At 49.3% G+C, this 17,353-nt stretch carries 17 protein-coding genes; 15 read left to right on the forward strand and 2 right to left on the reverse strand.

Going from position 1 to position 17,353, the window contains the following annotated elements:
* The first annotated feature begins 737 nt into the window (after positions 1-737).
* Together AACZ19_RS09705 and AACZ19_RS09710 are read left to right on the forward strand one after the other, a co-directional pair.
* Complete coding sequence (locus tag AACZ19_RS09705; RefSeq protein ID WP_339633377.1) at positions 738-1,079, forward strand: enoyl-CoA hydratase-related protein; 342 nt, start codon at positions 738-740, stop codon at positions 1,077-1,079.
* A 336-nt stretch (positions 1,080-1,415) separates the two neighbouring features.
* The gene (locus AACZ19_RS09710) at positions 1,416-2,627 is read left to right on the forward strand and encodes an acetyl-CoA C-acetyltransferase (RefSeq protein WP_339633379.1); all 1,212 of its coding nucleotides are present in this window, start codon (positions 1,416-1,418) and stop codon (positions 2,625-2,627) included.
* A gap of 36 nt (positions 2,628-2,663) precedes the next feature.
* Here AACZ19_RS09710 and AACZ19_RS09715 read toward each other — a convergent pair whose 3' ends face one another.
* A complete protein-coding gene (locus tag AACZ19_RS09715) occupies positions 2,664-4,031 on the reverse strand; it encodes a formimidoylglutamate deiminase (protein ID WP_339633381.1) in 1,368 nt (455 codons plus the stop codon).
* Positions 4,032-4,384: 353 nt separating this feature from the next.
* On the opposite strand from AACZ19_RS09715, the gene AACZ19_RS09720 reads away from it, so the two are divergent.
* The 10 genes from AACZ19_RS09720 to AACZ19_RS09765 all read left to right on the forward strand — a co-directional run bounded on the left by AACZ19_RS09720 (position 4,385) and on the right by AACZ19_RS09765 (position 15,144).
* The gene (locus AACZ19_RS09720) at positions 4,385-4,978 is read left to right on the forward strand and encodes a hypothetical protein (protein WP_339633384.1); all 594 of its coding nucleotides are present in this window, start codon (positions 4,385-4,387) and stop codon (positions 4,976-4,978) included.
* Positions 4,979-5,080: 102 nt separating this feature from the next.
* Positions 5,081-6,235: a hypothetical protein gene (locus AACZ19_RS09725; protein WP_339633386.1), complete on the forward strand. Its 1,155-nt coding sequence runs from the start codon at positions 5,081-5,083 to the stop codon at positions 6,233-6,235.
* A 10-nt stretch (positions 6,236-6,245) separates the two neighbouring features.
* On the forward strand, positions 6,246-7,718 hold the full coding sequence (locus tag AACZ19_RS09730) for a hypothetical protein (protein ID WP_339633388.1): 1,473 nt from the start codon (positions 6,246-6,248) through the stop codon (positions 7,716-7,718).
* Positions 7,705-9,717, forward strand: coding sequence for an SUMF1/EgtB/PvdO family nonheme iron enzyme (locus AACZ19_RS09735; protein ID WP_339633390.1), 2,013 nt, complete (start codon positions 7,705-7,707; stop codon positions 9,715-9,717). Before AACZ19_RS09730 ends, AACZ19_RS09735 begins: the two co-directional genes overlap by 14 nt.
* Entirely contained in the window at positions 9,714-9,863 is a 150-nt protein-coding gene (locus tag AACZ19_RS09740; RefSeq protein WP_339633392.1) for a hypothetical protein, read from the forward strand. Before AACZ19_RS09735 ends, AACZ19_RS09740 begins: the two co-directional genes overlap by 4 nt.
* Positions 9,864-10,640, forward strand: a complete 777-nt coding sequence (locus tag AACZ19_RS09745; RefSeq protein WP_339633394.1) for a MotA/TolQ/ExbB proton channel family protein — start codon at positions 9,864-9,866, stop codon at positions 10,638-10,640. It begins immediately after the preceding gene.
* A gap of 58 nt (positions 10,641-10,698) precedes the next feature.
* On the forward strand, positions 10,699-11,718 hold the full coding sequence (locus AACZ19_RS09750) for a hypothetical protein (protein ID WP_339633396.1): 1,020 nt from the start codon (positions 10,699-10,701) through the stop codon (positions 11,716-11,718).
* Positions 11,715-12,665 carry a hypothetical protein gene (locus AACZ19_RS09755; RefSeq protein ID WP_339633398.1) on the forward strand — a complete coding sequence of 317 codons (951 nt, stop codon included), beginning with the start codon at positions 11,715-11,717 and terminating at the stop codon, positions 12,663-12,665. Before AACZ19_RS09750 ends, AACZ19_RS09755 begins: the two co-directional genes overlap by 4 nt.
* Positions 12,666-13,023: 358 nt before the next feature.
* A complete protein-coding gene (locus AACZ19_RS09760; protein WP_339633400.1) occupies positions 13,024-13,200 on the forward strand; it encodes a DUF1328 domain-containing protein in 177 nt (58 codons plus the stop codon).
* 336 nt (positions 13,201-13,536) lie between these two features.
* Positions 13,537-15,144 carry an ATP-binding protein gene (locus AACZ19_RS09765; RefSeq protein WP_339633402.1) on the forward strand — a complete coding sequence of 536 codons (1,608 nt, stop codon included), beginning with the start codon at positions 13,537-13,539 and terminating at the stop codon, positions 15,142-15,144.
* A gap of 22 nt (positions 15,145-15,166) precedes the next feature.
* Here AACZ19_RS09765 and AACZ19_RS09770 read toward each other — a convergent pair whose 3' ends face one another.
* Complete coding sequence (locus AACZ19_RS09770; protein WP_339633404.1) at positions 15,167-15,649, reverse strand: sigma-70 family RNA polymerase sigma factor; 483 nt, start codon at positions 15,647-15,649, stop codon at positions 15,167-15,169.
* Between the two features lie 162 nt (positions 15,650-15,811).
* Here AACZ19_RS09770 and AACZ19_RS09775 point away from each other — a divergent pair, with 162 nt between their 5' ends.
* From AACZ19_RS09775 to AACZ19_RS09785, 3 genes are all read left to right on the forward strand, one after another.
* On the forward strand, positions 15,812-16,534 hold the full coding sequence (locus tag AACZ19_RS09775) for a response regulator transcription factor (protein WP_339633406.1): 723 nt from the start codon (positions 15,812-15,814) through the stop codon (positions 16,532-16,534).
* 67 nt (positions 16,535-16,601) lie between these two features.
* Entirely contained in the window at positions 16,602-16,889 is a 288-nt protein-coding gene (locus tag AACZ19_RS09780) for a hypothetical protein (RefSeq protein WP_339633407.1), read from the forward strand.
* Positions 16,890-16,892: 3 nt separating this feature from the next.
* Positions 16,893-17,327: a hypothetical protein gene (locus AACZ19_RS09785; RefSeq protein WP_339633409.1), complete on the forward strand. Its 435-nt coding sequence runs from the start codon at positions 16,893-16,895 to the stop codon at positions 17,325-17,327.
* The last annotated feature ends 26 nt before the right edge of the window (positions 17,328-17,353 follow it).

Below are 17,353 nucleotides of genomic sequence, written 5' to 3' on the forward strand. Positions count from 1 at the left end.
CACATAGTAAGCACTTGAATTAGGGCGAAATTTTGGCGTAGCTCACGGACTAGTAGACTGAAAAGACAAACAAATATTATCTACAGTTCAAATTGCCTTAAACTTTATAAAGCTATGCAGGTCGAGCTGGCCGCGTCGGAGGGCGCCAGTCCGATAGACGGTTTACTTAGCAGGAGAAGCTTTGGCGAGGCCATCAAAGCGCGACCTACTGCCAGCATTTGCTTCTGTCCCCCGCTCAGTTAATTCGCCGGCATGTGCAGCCGATCTTTCAGAACTGGGAAATAGTCGAGAACCGTTTCCATATCTTTCTGGATGGCCTCTTTATCTGTTCGTATAAGACCCATACGGCTGATATAAGTTGCGCTTTTGTTGGTAATGTTCTGATCAAGGAACCATAGGTTTCCGGAAGTTGGCGGTATGAATCCGCCGATCAAATTGAAGCTCGTGCATTTTCCGGAATGACCTTTGGAAGAACACAACTCGTTTTACAAAATGTCATAGACAGTGGTGGCTTAATAGAAAAGAAGAACGAATAAAATGACTGATCGATACTCCAGTTACAACAAGTTGAAATTCGACTTTTCGGCCGGAGGTGATTTCGGGTTGATCGAAAAAATGACGGGAAATCTCGATGAGATCATGACAACCTGGAAGGAAGCGAAGGATTTCGTATACAATATCATCAATTGCAATAAACCAATCATTTCCGCAATCAATGGCCTTGCGGCCGGTACAGGGTGGTCGTCGGTATACTGGCCGATATTTCTATTGCGGGTAAGCGCACGAAAATTGTCGATGGCCATCCCCGACTGGGTGTTGCGGTCGGTGATGTGGCCGCAATCGTCTGGCCACTCCTTTGCAGCACGGCAAAAGCCAAATATTATTTACTGACCTGCAAGCCTGTATCGGGTGAGGAAGCAGAGCGGATTGGGCTGGTTTCTTTGTGCGTTGAAGATGAAGAATTGCAGGAAACAGCGCTCGGTATCGCAACGGACCTTGCCAATGGTTCTCAAAGCGCCATCCGCTGGACAAAATACTCACTGAATAACGGGCTGCGTCGGGGCAGGACCGATATTTGATGCGTCTACTGCGCTCGAAATGCTTGGCTTCATGGGCGAGGATGTGAAGGAAGGGGGTGCCTCCCACCGTGAAAAGCGCGCGCCGAATTTCCGCAAAGACTGTCCGATCTAGAAAGAATTACCTATTTGCATACCCTCTAACCTCAGACGGTGGGTATGCAAATAAAATGCTGCAACTTGGAAGCAACGATACAACCAGGGTAGGAGCTTCTCTCCAAGTCTGCATTGCCACGACTGCCAACCTATACTTGATAAAGTACGTTTGCATGTTTTGGATGTCTCTCGTACAACGTGGGGATACTAGTTTCAGCATTTGAAGCAATAAGGAAAAAAATAATGCTTAAAGACGTTGTTATCTGTGAACCTGTTCGTACCCCTGTTGGCCGATTTGGCGGTCAGTTTAAGGACTTGCATGCCCAAGAGCTTGGCCGCATCGTTATTAGCGGGCTGCTGGATCGATGTGAGGGTCTTTCTGAACGGGTTGAAGATGTTATCTTTGCGCAGTGCTATCCGTCCATGGATGCGCCGGCCTTGGGGCGGGTTGTTGGTCTGGATGCGGGGCTGCCAATTGAAATTGGTGGATATCAACTGGATCGCCGGTGTGGATCCGGCCTGCAGGCTATTATCAATGGCGTGATGCAGGTCGCGACGGGAGCCTCGTCTGTCGTTATTGCGGGCGGCGCAGAATCCATGTCCAACGCCCCTTTTTATTCTACAGCGGGAAGATGGGGTATCAAGGGTACATCTCTTGCATTTCATGATGCTCTGGCACGCGGGCGTGTTACCGCAGGCGGGATTAATTTCCCGGTGCCAGGCGGAATGCTGGAAACTGCGGAAAATCTGCGTCGGAGCCATAGTGTTCCGCGAGAGGAGCAGGACAAATTTGCCGTCGAGTCTCACCGCCGCGCTGTCGCCGCACAGAACGCCGGTCGCTTTGATGACGAGATTATTCCAGTCACAGTGCATAGCCGGAAAGGTGAAACCATCGTTACCAAGGATGAGCATCCCCGTCCGGAAGCCGACCTGGCAAGTCTCTCGAAGCTTCGCCCAATCCTCAGCAGGTCTGATTCAGAGTCGACCGTAACGGCTGGTAATGCAAGCGGACAGAATGACGGCGCGTCTGCATGCGTGGTCACGACCCGCGCCATTGCTGAAGAATTGGGCCTGAAAATATACGGCAGCCTGGTTAGCTGGGCGGTAGCCGGGGTCGGCCCGGAGATTATGGGAATCGGACCTGTGCCCGCAACAGCCAAGGCTCTCGCAAGAGCGGAGCTCGGCCTTAAGGATATAGATCTGATTGAATTGAATGAGGCCTTTGCGGCGCAGGTACTGGCCTGTACGCGGGATTGGGGGCTGGCTGAGTCGGACTTTGAGCGTATGAACGTAAATGGTTCAGGTATTTCTCTCGGCCACCCAGTCGGCGCGACCGGTGGACGTATCCTTGCGACACTGCTCAGAGAGATGGAGCGGCGGGACGCTAAATATGGCCTTGAGACCATGTGCATTGGTGGAGGACAGGGGCTGGCCGCTGTTTTTGAACGCGGCTGATGAGCTTGACCCACGTGAAGCAGGAAGTCGGATTTCTTACAAGCTAGCGAGCAGCTTGCTCATGCGTGCCTTGTAAGTGCGCGTGATTTCCTCTTCACGTTTATGCTGGCCCTGCTTCACAATTTTCTCACCGGCTATGTACACATCGGTTTTGAAATCTGCTGCGGCTGAGAATAGCAGAATATCAAGAAAGTTTTCCTGAGCACGACCGTAAAAATCCGGATGCTGCAAATTCAATACGATAAAATCCGCGCGTGCGCCCACCTGCAGGCCGCTAATAGGCTGGCCAAGAGCGCGGGCGCCACCGGACATAGACTTTTCATATAAAAAACGGCCGACGTTAGGCAGTGTTTTGGAGGTCAGTACGTTGCGTTCCTGATGGAGCAACCGTTGACCATATTCCAGGCTTTCAAGTTCTCGCGCGGCATTCAGGCAGATATTGCTGTCGGAGCCTACTCCGAAACTTCCTTCTTCTGAGATGAAGCGTTTCGCTGGAAAAATACCATCGCCGAGGTTGGCTTCGGTCAGGGGGCATAGTCCGACGACGGCCCTGCTTTTTGCAATTTGAGTAATCTCCGCGTCCGTTATATGGGTCGCGTGCACCAGACACCAGCGATCGTCAACATTGAAATTTTCATACAGCCATTCGACAGGACGTTTGCCGTATGAAGCAATACAATCCTCTATTTCTTTTTGCTGCTCGGCGATATGTATGTGGAATGGCGATTCCGGGGAAAGCTTCAGAAGTTCATCGATTTCGTCTTTCGTCGCGGCGCGCAGGGAATGGGGGGCAATGCCGAGGGTGAGGCCGGGGTCCTGCTTCTCAATGCATTGCAACGCACAGAACAACTCCTGATAACGATCGAGTTTGTTGATAAAGCGCTGCTGCCCGGGTTCTGGCGGAAGGCCCCCAAACCCGGCATGAGCATAAAAGACAGGCAGCAGGGTGATTGGCATTCCCGCTTCTTTTGCGCCTTCAATAACGGCCTGAGACATAAGCGATTTGTCCCCATAGGGTTGCCCGCTCCGGCTATGATGGAGGTAATGAAATTCTGCAACGCCAGTGTAGCCGCCGCGCAATAATTCCTTGTAAAGCTGCGCCGTGATTGCGGTTATGTCTTCAGGCTCCAACATATCCAGAAAGCCGTACATGACCTTGCGCCAACTCCAGAAACTGTCAGTCGGGGACGCCCGCTTTTCCGCCAGTCCGGCCATTGCCCTTTGAAATGCATGGCTATGCAGGTTGGGCATTCCTGGGATCGTTGCGCCGGTGATAGTCTCGCCCGTCTCTTTATTCATCGTTCTTTCGATAGACAGGATATATCCGGACGGGTCTATCTCCAGGGTCATTCCTTCCGCCCAGCCGGTGTCCAGAAGTATATGCTCGAAGTGAAGTTGCTGCACTTTTGGCGCTCCCGCTTAAGTTCCCTGCGAAGTAGCTTAATCACATTTCAATGGCATTGATATGCTTTTGGAGATCGCTATTGGCCCTGCGGGCGCAGCACTTACCGCGACGGAAAGCGAGCCTTCGTTCGTTTAAACTATATATGATGGAAACGATATCGGTGAAGGTATACACTGCCTTACGCGATGAGGCCGGGGAAAACTGGCGACGCTGGCTGCATTGCCGGATGTACCTCCCTCCTAATTGGTGCCGTTGGATAGGTGGTAGAATGCGATCGCGCAAAAATATCCCGTGATGGTTGACCGTTATATATAAATAAGCAATCTTGAATTACTAATTTGGATGTTTTGAAGTGAATATTGCAATGCGCATAAGGTTATATCTGACATCAGTGTTAGCTGTTTCTGCCGTTCTGGCGCTGACTTCGGCATCATTTTCACGTGCAAGCGAAGCCGGATCGGAACAGGATTGCTCTGAGGCTGGGGTCGATTACGACAAATCCAGCGGAAAGACGAAAGACGAGATAATTGCCGAAATGGATCAGGCACTCTATGAATCGCTGAACAGGTATGACGGTTGCGTGAGCCAAAAAAACAATAGCGCCTCTTCGGGCGGTGGTGGAGGTGACGGCGCTGCAGGAGGCAGCGCTGGTGGATCCGGTATGTCCTCCGCTTCTTCCGGAATAGAAGGTTCAGAGCCTTTACCTTCTCAAAACCAAGCTGAGCAGCCGGCAAAAACGGTTGAGGGAGAGGAAACCCAGTCTCCTGTGACGCCGCAGCAAGAAACCCTTGCGAATGGCAAGGTACCGGAAGATATTCCGCCTGCGGATAACGATAATATATTGCAGAAGAAAATTCGTGAAGCTGCCATGAATGAGCCGGATCCGGTTAAGCGCGAGCTTTTATGGGAAGAATATAGAAAATATAAAGGCCTATCTGATAGCTAGTGCCTATTGCAGGATACGATGGTGTGAGAAAAAATGTTTAGGGCGACACTAGGTTGGACAATTTGCTTTTGTTTCTTCGTGACAAGCTGCGTCACGCCCGGAATGTCAACGAGCGTCGGGCCGCGAACCTCGAATGAAGTCAAAACGGCGGTACAATCCCAGCCGCAATATCAGAAAGCAAAACTGGATATCATAATCCCTGTGTTCGATCCGGGCTTGCCCGACGATCCGGAAGAGATGGAGGAGGAGAGGATCTGGCCGGAACTTCGCCGTGCGGAATCTGTTCGTTTTGCCCTCAAACTCAAGGAAGAGCTGGAGAAAACAGGTCGTTTTGGCGCGGTGCGGATTGCGCCGAATTCAGAGGCTACAGGCGATCTCTACGTAATGGGTAAAATCCTTGAATCCAATGGCAAGGACGTGGAAATAGAAATCGATGTCTACGATATTTCCGGCGCGCATTGGTATAACGAAGACTATGATCATGAGGTGCTTGAGAGGTTTCACAAAACCTATCGAAACAAAGGCAAGGATCCGTATCAGCCTGTTTTTGAAGAAGCCGCCCTGGATCTGGTGGCGCATTTATCAGACGCTGACGCGACAGATCTTGCCGCTCTGAAGTCCGTAACGGAAATGCGCTTCGGAGCTAATTTTTCCGAGGAAGCGTTTGTTGAATATATCAGGGAAGAAAACGGACGGGTGGAACTTGTCAGCCTTCCAAGTGAGTTGGATCCCATGCTCGCCCGTATCAGGGCTATCCGCGTCAGGGATCAGCTTTTCATCGACAACCTGCAGGACCATTATGCCGAATTTAATGCCGAAATGTCCACCAGCTATGCCCTTTGGCAGGAACAGGGCCTGAAAGAAGAAACGGCGCTTGATGAAGCCCAGTCAAAAGCAACTACACAAGCGATTGTTGGAGGGCTCCTGACCATCCTCGCTATTGGGCTCGCCGTTGGCGGTGCGAATAGCGGAAATCCGGGACGTTCCACGGCTGCGACGGCAGGTGGGATTGCTGCTGGGATCGGCGGCGCCGTGATGATTTCCGAAAGTTTCAGAACCAGCAAGGAATTGGAATTTCATGCAAATACAATTGAAGAGCTTGGTGAATCTATAGATTCTGAACTTGCTCCGCAGGTTGTCGAATTTGAAGGGGAAACCAAGAAAATAACAGGAAATGCGGAAAAGCAGTTTGCCGAATGGCGAGCCTTCCTGAAAGAAATTTACGAAAAGGAAAAAACGCCGGAAACGCAGCTTTGAGTAAACGATAATGTTTGAAAAAAAACTTGAAGAAGCGGCCGCACAGTCCAGGCAGAAACTATTCATACTTGCGTTGATATGTACCGTCATCGGATTGGTTCTGGTAATTGCATTGTTTTTCCTTTCTGTCGGCTCGCCATTTAAAACTGCGGATGATACATCGCCGCATATTGCTACGCCGGTTGAGAACGAAGAAAAAGAGGCTTCCGAAAAGTCGAGGTCGTCTGAACAGAAAGAGTCGGCAGCAATCCAGCAATACGAGCGTCAGGAAGTCATCACGCTGATCGGGCGGTATGAAGAGACACTGGAACCCGTCGTACTAACGGAGGGTTTTGCAGCTTGGAATAAAGCCGTGCAGGAAGACCTGATTGCGCTGAAAGATGATGTCGTTGGCAAAATGGCGAGCGGGTCGATTGATGCGGCCTATGAGCAGGTTATCCGCTTGATCGAGTCTGCGAGCATTGCCGTCGGGGATTTTGAATTGGCGTTCGGTACGGCGATGACGGAGGCCGCCGCAAGTTATGATAGTGACGATGCTCAGGGAGCAAGGGCACATATCGATTATGCGTTGTCGCTGAACAATAGAAGTCAGGAAGCCCTCAATCTGAAAGATAGAATAGAGGCGCTCCCGGAAGTTTTGGAACTCATCAGGCAAGCTTCTGTCGCCCGTACTGAAAATAATCTGGAAGCAGAAAAACGCTTCTCGGAACAGATTATAGCGCTCGACCCGGATCGCAGTTTTTATCGCGAACGAATAGCGGAGATAGAAGCCCTTCTTAACGAACGCCGTTTCGAAGACAGTGTGGTGAGGGGGTTGGATGCAAACCGGGGAAACAATTTATCAGGCCTGCAAGCGGCGTATAGTGAAGCGAAGTCTATCTTTCCAAACAGGGAAGAGACCAAGAATCTTGCCGGGATGGTTGTTGCGCTGAAACAAAAAATAGCATTCGATAATTTTATGCAGAAAGGCGGCAACGCAATGGAAGCTGATGACTGGCAAGCCGCGCTGCGGGAATATGAAAACGCATCGGCGATCTATCCCAACAGTAAAGACGCGCGAGATGGGCTGGATATATCCCGGAGTATCCTTGCCAAAAAGCAGCAGATTGCCGCTTTAATGATCAGGCCCGAGCGACTCTCGAACGACGCTGTCAAGACGGATGCCCTCGACGCATTGCAGAATTCTGCAGTTCTTGGGGCCCTCAGTGGAAGCTTAAAGCAGGAAGCAGAGGGTCTCGCGAAGGAAATTGAACGATGGAACCGTCAGATAGATATTCTAATTATCTCCGATGAGATCACCTCCGTTTCAGTCAAAGGAGTTGGAAGGGTTGGTCAAGTGTCCAGCTATAAAATCCGGTTAAAACCGGGCTCCTATATTCTGGAAGGAAAAAGAGAGGGCTTCAAAACGAAGCTGGTGCCGATTACGATTGATCCGGATGATACTATGATCGAGATAGAAGTCATAACAGATGAGCGAATTTAAACGTCAGATAGAACTTGCGGCGAAACGTCAGCAAATTGCTGTGATAAGCGTGCTGGCTTTTTTTGCGCTTGTCGGCACGCTCTTGATAGTAGGCTTTTTCTTGCTCAAAGCGACTGTCATAGAAGTCGTACCGGGTCCGGCGGCAATCAATGCAGACATAACAGTTGAGCGGGGGGCCGCCGTTTATGTGGAAGGCACATTATTTTCGCTGTCCCGCAACCCGCTCCTCAATGTGACATCAGAGGGGTTTGAACCTGTCAGCCGGATTATCGGGAATGGCGAGGAGGGCAAGACAGCTCTGATTGAAATGCAGGAGTTGCAAGCCCGGCTTATCCTGACTGTTTTGGATTTAAATGACGATGTTGCCTGGAAACTGAATGGGAAGGCTTTGCCTTTATCGAGATCGCTGGATCAAAAGCTGGAGCCGGGGACATACGAAATTAAGCTGGAGCATCCGTATTTTGAACCCGAAACCCTTCAGTTTGAACTAGGACGGGGACAAACGGAAACTCGCGAAATATCCTTGGCGAGAGTTGAGGGACAGGTTGAGCTTAATGTTGTGCCTGTGGGAGCGGATCTGAATTTCGATGGGGAGGATATTGCGGAATACCCCGTTATCTTAAAAAGACCTGCAGGCAAATATTCCGTTCGTATCAGTAAAGAGGGGTATCTGCCCATAACGGATGAAGTTGAGATCACGAATAAGGAGCGTACTGTATCGCGTAACTATCAATTACAGCTGCGACCCGCATATCTCAATGTGAGTGTGTCTCCTGCCGGGGGAGAGTTGTCACTTAACGGCAAATCCATATCGGCAGAAGGGCAGCAGAGGCTTACGGCGAATAAGCGCTACTATCTTGACTACAGGAAAAAGGGATATACACCGGAAGAGCGGGAGATAATCCTGAAACCAGGGGACGAGGCGGAAGTCTCCCTCAATCTGAAGCTCAATATCGGTGACGTCAGAATTACCTCCAGTCCTGAAGCGGCAGTCTACATTGACGGGAAGGTCGTCGGGAACACGCCACTATCGCTTCGCTTGCCGTCCTTCACTCATAAAGTTTCGATTATCCGCCAGGGATATAGAACAGTCACCAAATCCGTCGTTCCTTCCGCAAATTCCCCTCAACGGATTCACATCACGCTCCAGACAGAGAAGGCAGCACAGATTGCCGAGGCAAAGCCGAAATATATCAATTCTGTCGGCATGGAAATGGTGCTGTTTCAGCCAAGCAGTATCACACTGGGTGCGCCGAGGTCGGAAAGCGGTCAGCGCGCCAATGAATTTATCCGGTCCGTGAAGCTGACGCGCCATTTCTATGCGTCGAGCACAGAAGTAGCGCAGGCTCAGTTCGCCTTATTCAACTCGGCGCGTTCGTATAATGGTTCGGGCGCTTTGCCGGTATCGAATGTGTCATGGAATCAGGCGGCGCAGTATTGTAACTGGCTCAGCAAGAAAGAAGGACTCAGCCTGTTTTACGAATTCGACGGCAATAATTATCGGGGGTTCGATCCGAATTCCGATGGATATCGTTTGCTCACGGAGGCAGAGTGGGAGTGGCTGGCGCGAAAAGCCGGACGCATTAAACAGACACGATTCCCATGGGGGGACGATCCGGTTATCCCGAAAGGTGCGGGTAATATCGCCGATGAAACGGCCAATGGGAAAACTCGCTTCTATGTTCCCAATTATGTCGATGGGTACGCCGGGGTCGCACCTGTGAAAAGTTTCGCCGAGGACAAGTCGGGGCTCCATGATGTTTTTGGCAATCTTTCGGAATGGGTGCATGATTATTACAGCTTGGTTCCGCCCGCAAATGATGCTGTTGTAAAAGATCCACTCGGCCAGCAGCGAGGCGATCAGCATATGTTCAAGGGGGCGAGTTGGTCCAGCGGAACCCTGACAGAAATCCGGCCGGCTTATCGTGGTTCCGGAACAGAAGGTTCGGACACAGTGGGCTTCCGGGTGGGACGCTTTTTATATGGAGAAGCAAAATGAACAAATGGCTTAAGCACAAGACCAGATGGGTCATTGTTGGAGTAGTCGCTATTTTTGGTGCGCTGACATTACAATATGCCACGGCCCAGAGCGGAGGATCGGAAATCAACCTGAATTCTCCCGTTTCTTTTCCGGTGGATATCTAGATGGTCAAAAAAGTCATCATAGCAACGGTGCTGTTGGCCGTTAGTATCGTATCTGTGCAGTTGATTTATGCCGGTTTCATCACGCCAGATGCGGAGAGGCTGGTTTCCCAGTCGCGAGCAGCGGGAACCGCTGCACCGCAGGTTTTTTCGGTCATATTGAAGGATGGTGAACAACAAGCTTGCGTTACGCTAGCGCTCTGGTGCCTGCTTTTGATGGCCGGAAAATTCTGGGGTCTTTGGAATGAGTCCCATCTCGACAAGATTGACTATGTCGGGTTGATCAGTGAAGAAAATAGTCTGGGGGATGAGAAAGATACCTTAAGGAAAACAATGGCGGAATTTGAAAAGCTGCCGGAAAAATTCACATCTTCCCCAGTCGTGCAAACGCTTCTGTCGAGTATCCGCCGCTATCTGATGACGGACGATGTGCACAGCACGTCTGAGGCGATTTCCCTCAGCATTGATGCCTTGGCCATGCGCCAGGAATCGGAAAATACGATGATCCGCTATGTCATTTGGGCCATCCCTTCAATTGGCTTCATCGGGACCGTAAGAGGCATTGGCGCCGCATTGTCACAAGCGGATGAGGCGCTCGCTGGTGATATTACGTTGATGACGGACAGTCTCGGTGTTGCGTTTAACTCGACGCTGGTGGCCTTGGTATTGTCGATCTTCTTGATGTTGATGCTGCATATATTGCAAGGTCTTCAGGACGGGCAGCTGATCAAGACCCAGGCCTATTGCGAGAAATTTCTCCTGAACCGGATCAGCAAATAGGTGCAGCCTGAGAAAACGTCGCGCAACTGAAGGATTTAATCTTTCCTTTCTGGATATCATGGCCTGCGGGCTCGGCGCTGCGGTGTTGATTTTGATTTTGCTGAAACTTCAGCCTGAAGACACGCCCCTTGACCTTGATGACCTGAAGGCGTATTTGACGCTTCGTCAGGAACAGGAAGGGGAGCTCAAGGCACTTATCGATCAGCAGAAAAGCCAGGAGGAGCAAGTTGAGGTCGATATTTCCACCTTGGCAGGAGAGACGCTGGCGCTTGAACAGGAGATTGCGGCAACAGAGGAAACAACCAGGGAAAAAGTAACTCAATTAGACAGCCTGAAAGAGAGTATCCTTAAAAAGCCACTGGCACAAAAGGCCGATGTCGTTCAATCCGATAAGGGCGGGGAAGAAGAATATCTGCTCGGGCTGAGGGTCGAAGGCCGCCGAATTGCGTTTCTCATAGATACCAGCGCGTCGATGACGGATGAAAACCTTATCGATATCATCAAGCGTAAATCCGGTTCGGATCAGGAAAAAATCAACGGGCCGAAATGGAAGCGGACACAAAGGATTGTGAAGTGGCTCGCGAACAGGATACCAAAAAACTCCAAAGCCATTTTTATCGGGTTTAACGAGACGGCCTTTGCGATCGGACCGTCTGTCTGGTTTACTGGATCGGACGCGAATTCTGTGCAGCAAGTCTTCTCGTCAATCGATGCGATTGTGCCAACCAATGCAACAAATCTGGAGGCGGCGTTACAGGCGGCAAAGCAAAAATCTGATTTGCCGACGAATTATTATGTCGTTACGGATGGTTTGCCGACAGAGGGCGAATCAAACTATGGAAGCTTAAACCCGTTTGCAAGCTGCACGTCCCTATTCGGAAAATCGTCAATTATAACCGGAGAGTGCCGAAGGAAGCTTTTTGAGTACACCGTCAGAAACTACGGTGTACAAGCCGGGGTGCCGGTGAATGTCATTCTATTGCCTCTTGAGGGGGATCCCGGTGCAGCGCCGTCCTATTGGTCATGGACATATGCGACAGGGGGTCTGCTCATAAGTCCGGCGGAAAACTGGCCATGAAGCGCCGCAATCGGACATTGGAACTTTTTAGCCTGTCATTTCTTGACCTGATTTCCTGCGGTTTTGGCGCGGTTGTCCTGTTAATCCTCATCTCTAAAACAGGAGAAGACGTAAATAATGCCACGCTTGAGGAAGCAAGAGACGTTCTGGCGATGATCACTGAAGTTGAGCGGACGATCAGCGTTCTGGAACGGGAAGCAGAGCAACGACTAGGACGGATTGAAAGCCAAGAAAAGCTTCTGGATAAGCTGAAAGAGGATCGCGCGGCTCTGGCAGAACAGAAAAGTGCCGCTGCAGCAGCCGATCAGAAGGCTGAGGATGATCTGGAAGGTTTGGAATTAGTGGAAGAATCGTTGAACCGGGCCAGCATACGGCCGCAAATGGCTGTCAACAAGCGTGACGATGAAGTCGGGGGAATACCGGTGGACAGTGATTACATCCTGTTCATTGTCGATACGTCCGGAAGCATGCAGAGGATCTGGAACAGGGTCATGGCGGAAATGAAAAATGTCCTCGCTATCCATCCCCAGGTGAAAGGCTTCCAGATACTAAATGACAATGGTGTGCATTTAATCTCGTCCTATAACGGGAAATGGATTCCGGACACTGCCAACCGGCGGGATAATGTGTTCAAAGCCTTCGCCAGCTGGCGGAGCAATTCCAATAGTAGCCCGGTAGAAGGGCTTGAGGTGGCGCTGAAGAAATACGCCCGCCCCAGCATAAAACTCTCGATATATATTTTCGGGGACGATTACACGGGCGGCTCCTATAATGATGTTATTGACCGCTTGCAACTTCTGAATACCAATAAAATAAATGGCAAGCCCCTTGCCAGAATCCATGCCGTCGGCTTTATCTCACAAGGTGTTTCAGGGCGCTTTGGCGTTTTGATGAGAGAAGTAGCCAAACGAAACAATGGGACATTTCTGGCGCTTCCTAAAAACTAAATCTCAGATTGTTAATTTACCGACCTTTGCCACCAGGTTCTCAGCATCTTTTTTTGCTGCACGAACCTGTGATATTGCCGGTTTGCCTCGGGGTTGTGGTTTATGATCTTTTTTATGCGGTCGGCATCGCGGGGTTCCAGCATATTATCAACATAAGCCTGAATATCGCTCTCTTCAAAATTACTATACGTCATTTCATCTGCAACATTTCCATGAGTGAAGGTTTGGGATTTCATCTCGTGCCGCTATTGGCACTCCTATTATTATAAATGGATTTGGTTGATATTTAGTTCCATGGAACTTTATCCTCCCTCCCTCGTTGGTAATGGCGCAACAGAAAATATTAAGGAGAGAGCTGATGCTTGGTTGGGCTATTACATTTTTGGTGGTTGCACTAATTGCCGCAGTTTTGGGCTTTGGTGGAGTCGCCGCAGTATCTGCTGAAATTGCACAAATTCTGTTTGTCGTGTTCATTGTTTTATTCGTGGTTACGGCAATCATTCACTTTGTTCGCGGGCGCAGGCCTCCAATGTGAATACCAAAAAAGCAGATATTTTGCAAAACTCATAAAACGGCGCTTCAATGGAAGTGCCGTTTTTTGTTGGTCGAATAACGTCAATTCTAGTAAGATTTGTAGATGAAGTTCCTACGCGACAAAATTTTCGTGACCTATATGGCCACTTTGTCAGCAGGGTTTTTGGTCTGTTTGACTTTTCTGCTGACAAATGTACTCCCCATAATGCCGGGGGAAATGGCTGGTTTGGACACTATATGGTTGCTGGCTACTATTTCCCTTGCAATGTTGTTCTCAGGATCATTTGTAAGCGTCCTCCTTCTCAAACAGGCTTCCCGACAATCCACAGCCAATCAAATGTCTGAAGAAGAAATGTTTCGCCTGGCAGTTGAAGGCACTAAGGACGGCATTCTTGACTGGAATATTCAATCCGGGGAGGTCTTCTTTTCCGACCAGTTCATGGAAATGCTGGGGTATGAATCGGAAGATTTCAAGGGAAAGATGGGGGATTTTTCGGACAAGCTTGATCCGGAGGAGCGAAAGACAGTCTGGAATCATATCAATCTTTACGTCAGCGGACAGCTGTCTGAATACTCGACAACATTTCGCATGTGCCATAAGTCAGGCCGCCTGATCTGGGTAAAGGCGCAGGGGATTCTGATACGGGACAGAAAGGCTCAACCACTAAGATTTGTTGGCGCGCTTACGGATGTTAGCGCTACGAAAGAGTATGAAATGTCGCTTCAGGATGCGATATTGCGTGCCGAAGAGGCAAATGAAGCTAAAAGTGAGTTTCTTGCCCATATGAGCCACGAAATTCGTACGCCCCTGACAGCTATTATTGGCGTGGCAAGAATTCTTAATGAGCATTCTCACGAGCTGGATGAGAAAAAGCAAAAGCTTGTGAAAGTACTGAATTCCAGCTCAATTAGCCTGAAAGATCTTATTTCGAGCATACTTGATTTTTCAAAAATCGAAAGCGACGAGCTTGAGCTGGAGGAATCGTTGTTTAATTTACAGGATGCATTCGAACATATTACCAGCATCATGTCAGTCCGCATGAAAGAAAAGAACCTTGATTTTGTCTTTTCATTCGAGGGATTGGAGGCTCAGCAATTTTATGGGGATCCGGTCCGGATTCGACAAATTCTGATCAATCTAATCGGCAATGCCGTCAAGTTTACCGAGAGCGGTCATGTATATGTCAATGCTGCCAAGGAAGATTTCGGCGGTATTTCGGTTCTGCGTGTGGATGTCGAGGATACGGGCATCGGGATAGATGAAAGCCAGATTGACATGATCTTTGAGCGCTTCAAGCAGGCGGATTCCAGTATCTCCCGAAAATTCGGCGGAACAGGCTTGGGTCTTCCAATCTCCAAAAAGTTGGCAGGATTAATGGGCGGGAGTATCGAGGTGAAGAGTGAACCTGGAAAAGGCTCTGTGTTCTCATTGATCGTTCCATTCATCGCTCATAAAGAGGACTTTTCCAAGGATGGCGGCCAGAAAGAAGGGATCAGAAAAAAACATATCGATGAATTAAGGGCGCAAATAGAGGGCGCGCCAAAGGCATTACTGGTCGAAGATTATGAAGGGAACATCACGGTGCTGGGCCATATCCTGGAAGATATGGATGTAGAGTTTGATGTGGCTAGAACCGGGCTAGAGGCTGTTAATCAATGGAAGGAAAACCATTATGGCCTGATTTTGATGGATATACAGATGCCGGAAATGGATGGACTTTCCAGCACGCGCTTAATAAGGAGAATTGAAGAAGAAACGGACATAGATCGCACACCGATTATCGGGATGACGGCCCACGCCTTGTTGGGGGACAAGTCGCAATGTCTTGACGCTGGCATGGATATGTTTTTACCCAAGCCCATTGATGAAATCGACCTGAAAGCTGCTGTTGTTAAATATATGAGTGCGGGGGCATCCGGACAGGCCGGGAACCCGGATTTTTGATCCGGGTATCCACTTTACCTGTCTAGGCAACAGGTTCTACGAGCTCCTGTAAATACTCTCGAGCCCGTGACAGGCGAGAACGGACAGTGCCAACGGCAATATTCAGGCAATCCGCAACCTCCTGGTAGGTCATTCCCTGGACACAGATCATGACCAATATTTCCTGATGTGTAAAAGAAAGCTTTTTCATTGCCTCGGTTACCGCGTTCAACTCGAGCTGCTTTTCCTGAGGCGCATCGACTGATTCATTCTCAAGATAGCTTTCCGGGTCGAATTTCGTCTCATATTTGACCTTGCGGCGATAGTCCGATGCAAAATGGTTATACATGATCTTCGATGTCCATTTGAACAGGTCTGTATTTTCCTGAAACAAATGTTTCTTTTCCATTGCCCGTAAAAGGGTATACTGAAGCAGGTCATCCGCTTCATGGTGGTTTTTGGTGAGGCGGCGCGCAAAATTTCTCAGACCGGGCATTTCGATTGTCAGTTCTTGATTGTTGAACATTTGCTGTCTTCCTTATTGCTATTGCGTCACTGAACTTGCAATAAGGATAGGCGGCGTCTGTATCGTCGGTTTTTCGGCTTTGTAATAATTGTGAAAATGTTTGTATCAATTTCGTAACTGGCCGTATAAATATTTTGGGCAACGTAATAAGGAATTAACGTGATGAGTAAGGGAGTTGTGCTGTCAGTTGACGATGACGCAGGGCTTCAGGTCGTTTTGGAAGTGTATCTTGAGGGTGAGGGGTATTCTTTTGTTTCAATGAAGGATGGCTCGGGACTGCCGGAAAAGTTAACAAAAGAACAACCTGACATCATTTTGCTTGATCTCGTTTTGTCGGATACGGATGGCATCAGCTTGATTCCCGTGATCCGCCAACATACCCAGGCTCCCGTTATTGTCGTCAGTGGAAAGAATGATACAACCGAGAAGGTCATTTGCCTTGAGATGGGTGCAGACGATTATCTGACCAAGCCTTTTGAACTCCGGGAGCTGAAAGCACGCATCAAAGCATTCTTGAGGCGTGTCGAGGAGAAGATACCTGCTTCTACTGCACAAGCGAAAGCATCGGAGCCGGATTTGAAGGAAAACCTTAGTTTCGGCGAATTCACCTTGGATAGAGACCAGTTCCAGGTTTTTGATAGCAACCATGATTCTCTCGATATGACGATCGGGGAATTTAAGTTGTTGGAGGCCCTGGTCATGGCGCCAAACCGAACGCTTAGCCGTGAACAACTATTTGAACTGACGCGTGATGGTGAGTACGATACATATGACCGTGCGATTGATATACAGATCGGGCGTATCCGCAAAAAGCTTGGAGATGATGGCATGCGCCTCATAAAAACCATGCGCGGTGTCGGGTATATGTTCTCGCCTCCTGATTAATCGTGGAACTCTTTTTTGATTTGTTCGTTTGTTGCAGGACAAGCTAGATCAATAATGGAGTTTTATAATGACCAAAGCAGCCGATTCCTATCCGGAAATCAATGAGCTTAAAGAGGACCTTGCGTCTTTGAAAACTCATGTATCCGAACTTACGTCCAGCCTTAAAAGAGATGGAGTTGAAGGGGCGGACAAGCTCAGTGCAAAAACAAAGGAAAAGCTGGGCGAATTGAAAGATCGCGGACAGGATGGTCTTCACCACATTGAAGATCATGTGAGAGAGAAACCAGGTCAGAGCATTGCGATTGCGTTTGCCGCAGGCTTTCTCGCGAGTATGTTGCTTCGCAATCGGAGCTAGCTTGTGAATCCCTTATTCCAAATTCTGCAGCAAGTTATCTCGGATAGTTTGTTGCCGCGAAAATCTGAGATTTTGCAACGTGGGGCAATCGGGATAACTGCGATTGCGCTGACTGTTGCGCTATCATTTATCGCGTTATTCTTCCTGGCATTGTCGTTTTATAGCTGGATGGGACTTTATACGTCTCTCCATCTGGCGGCGTTGGCCACAGCGGGTGTTGTCATTTTGGCATGCCTGATCATCGCTTTGATTACCTATCTTGCAGTGCGCTCAAAACCCAAAGAGCAACCGCAAGCGGACGAGGTTTCGCAAATGATGGCAGTCGCGGCATCAGTAGCGGGTGAAGAATTCGAAAATTCAATCAACAGCAACCCGAAAACGACGCTGCTTCTTGCTGGAATCGCGGGATTTGCCGCGGCCAAGTATCTTAAGAAATAGGGAACTTTTCGGCCTGAATTGTGTTG

The sequence above is a fragment of the uncultured Sneathiella sp. genome (assembly GCF_963973085.1).
Classification (GTDB): Bacteria; Pseudomonadota; Alphaproteobacteria; order Sneathiellales; family Sneathiellaceae; genus Sneathiella.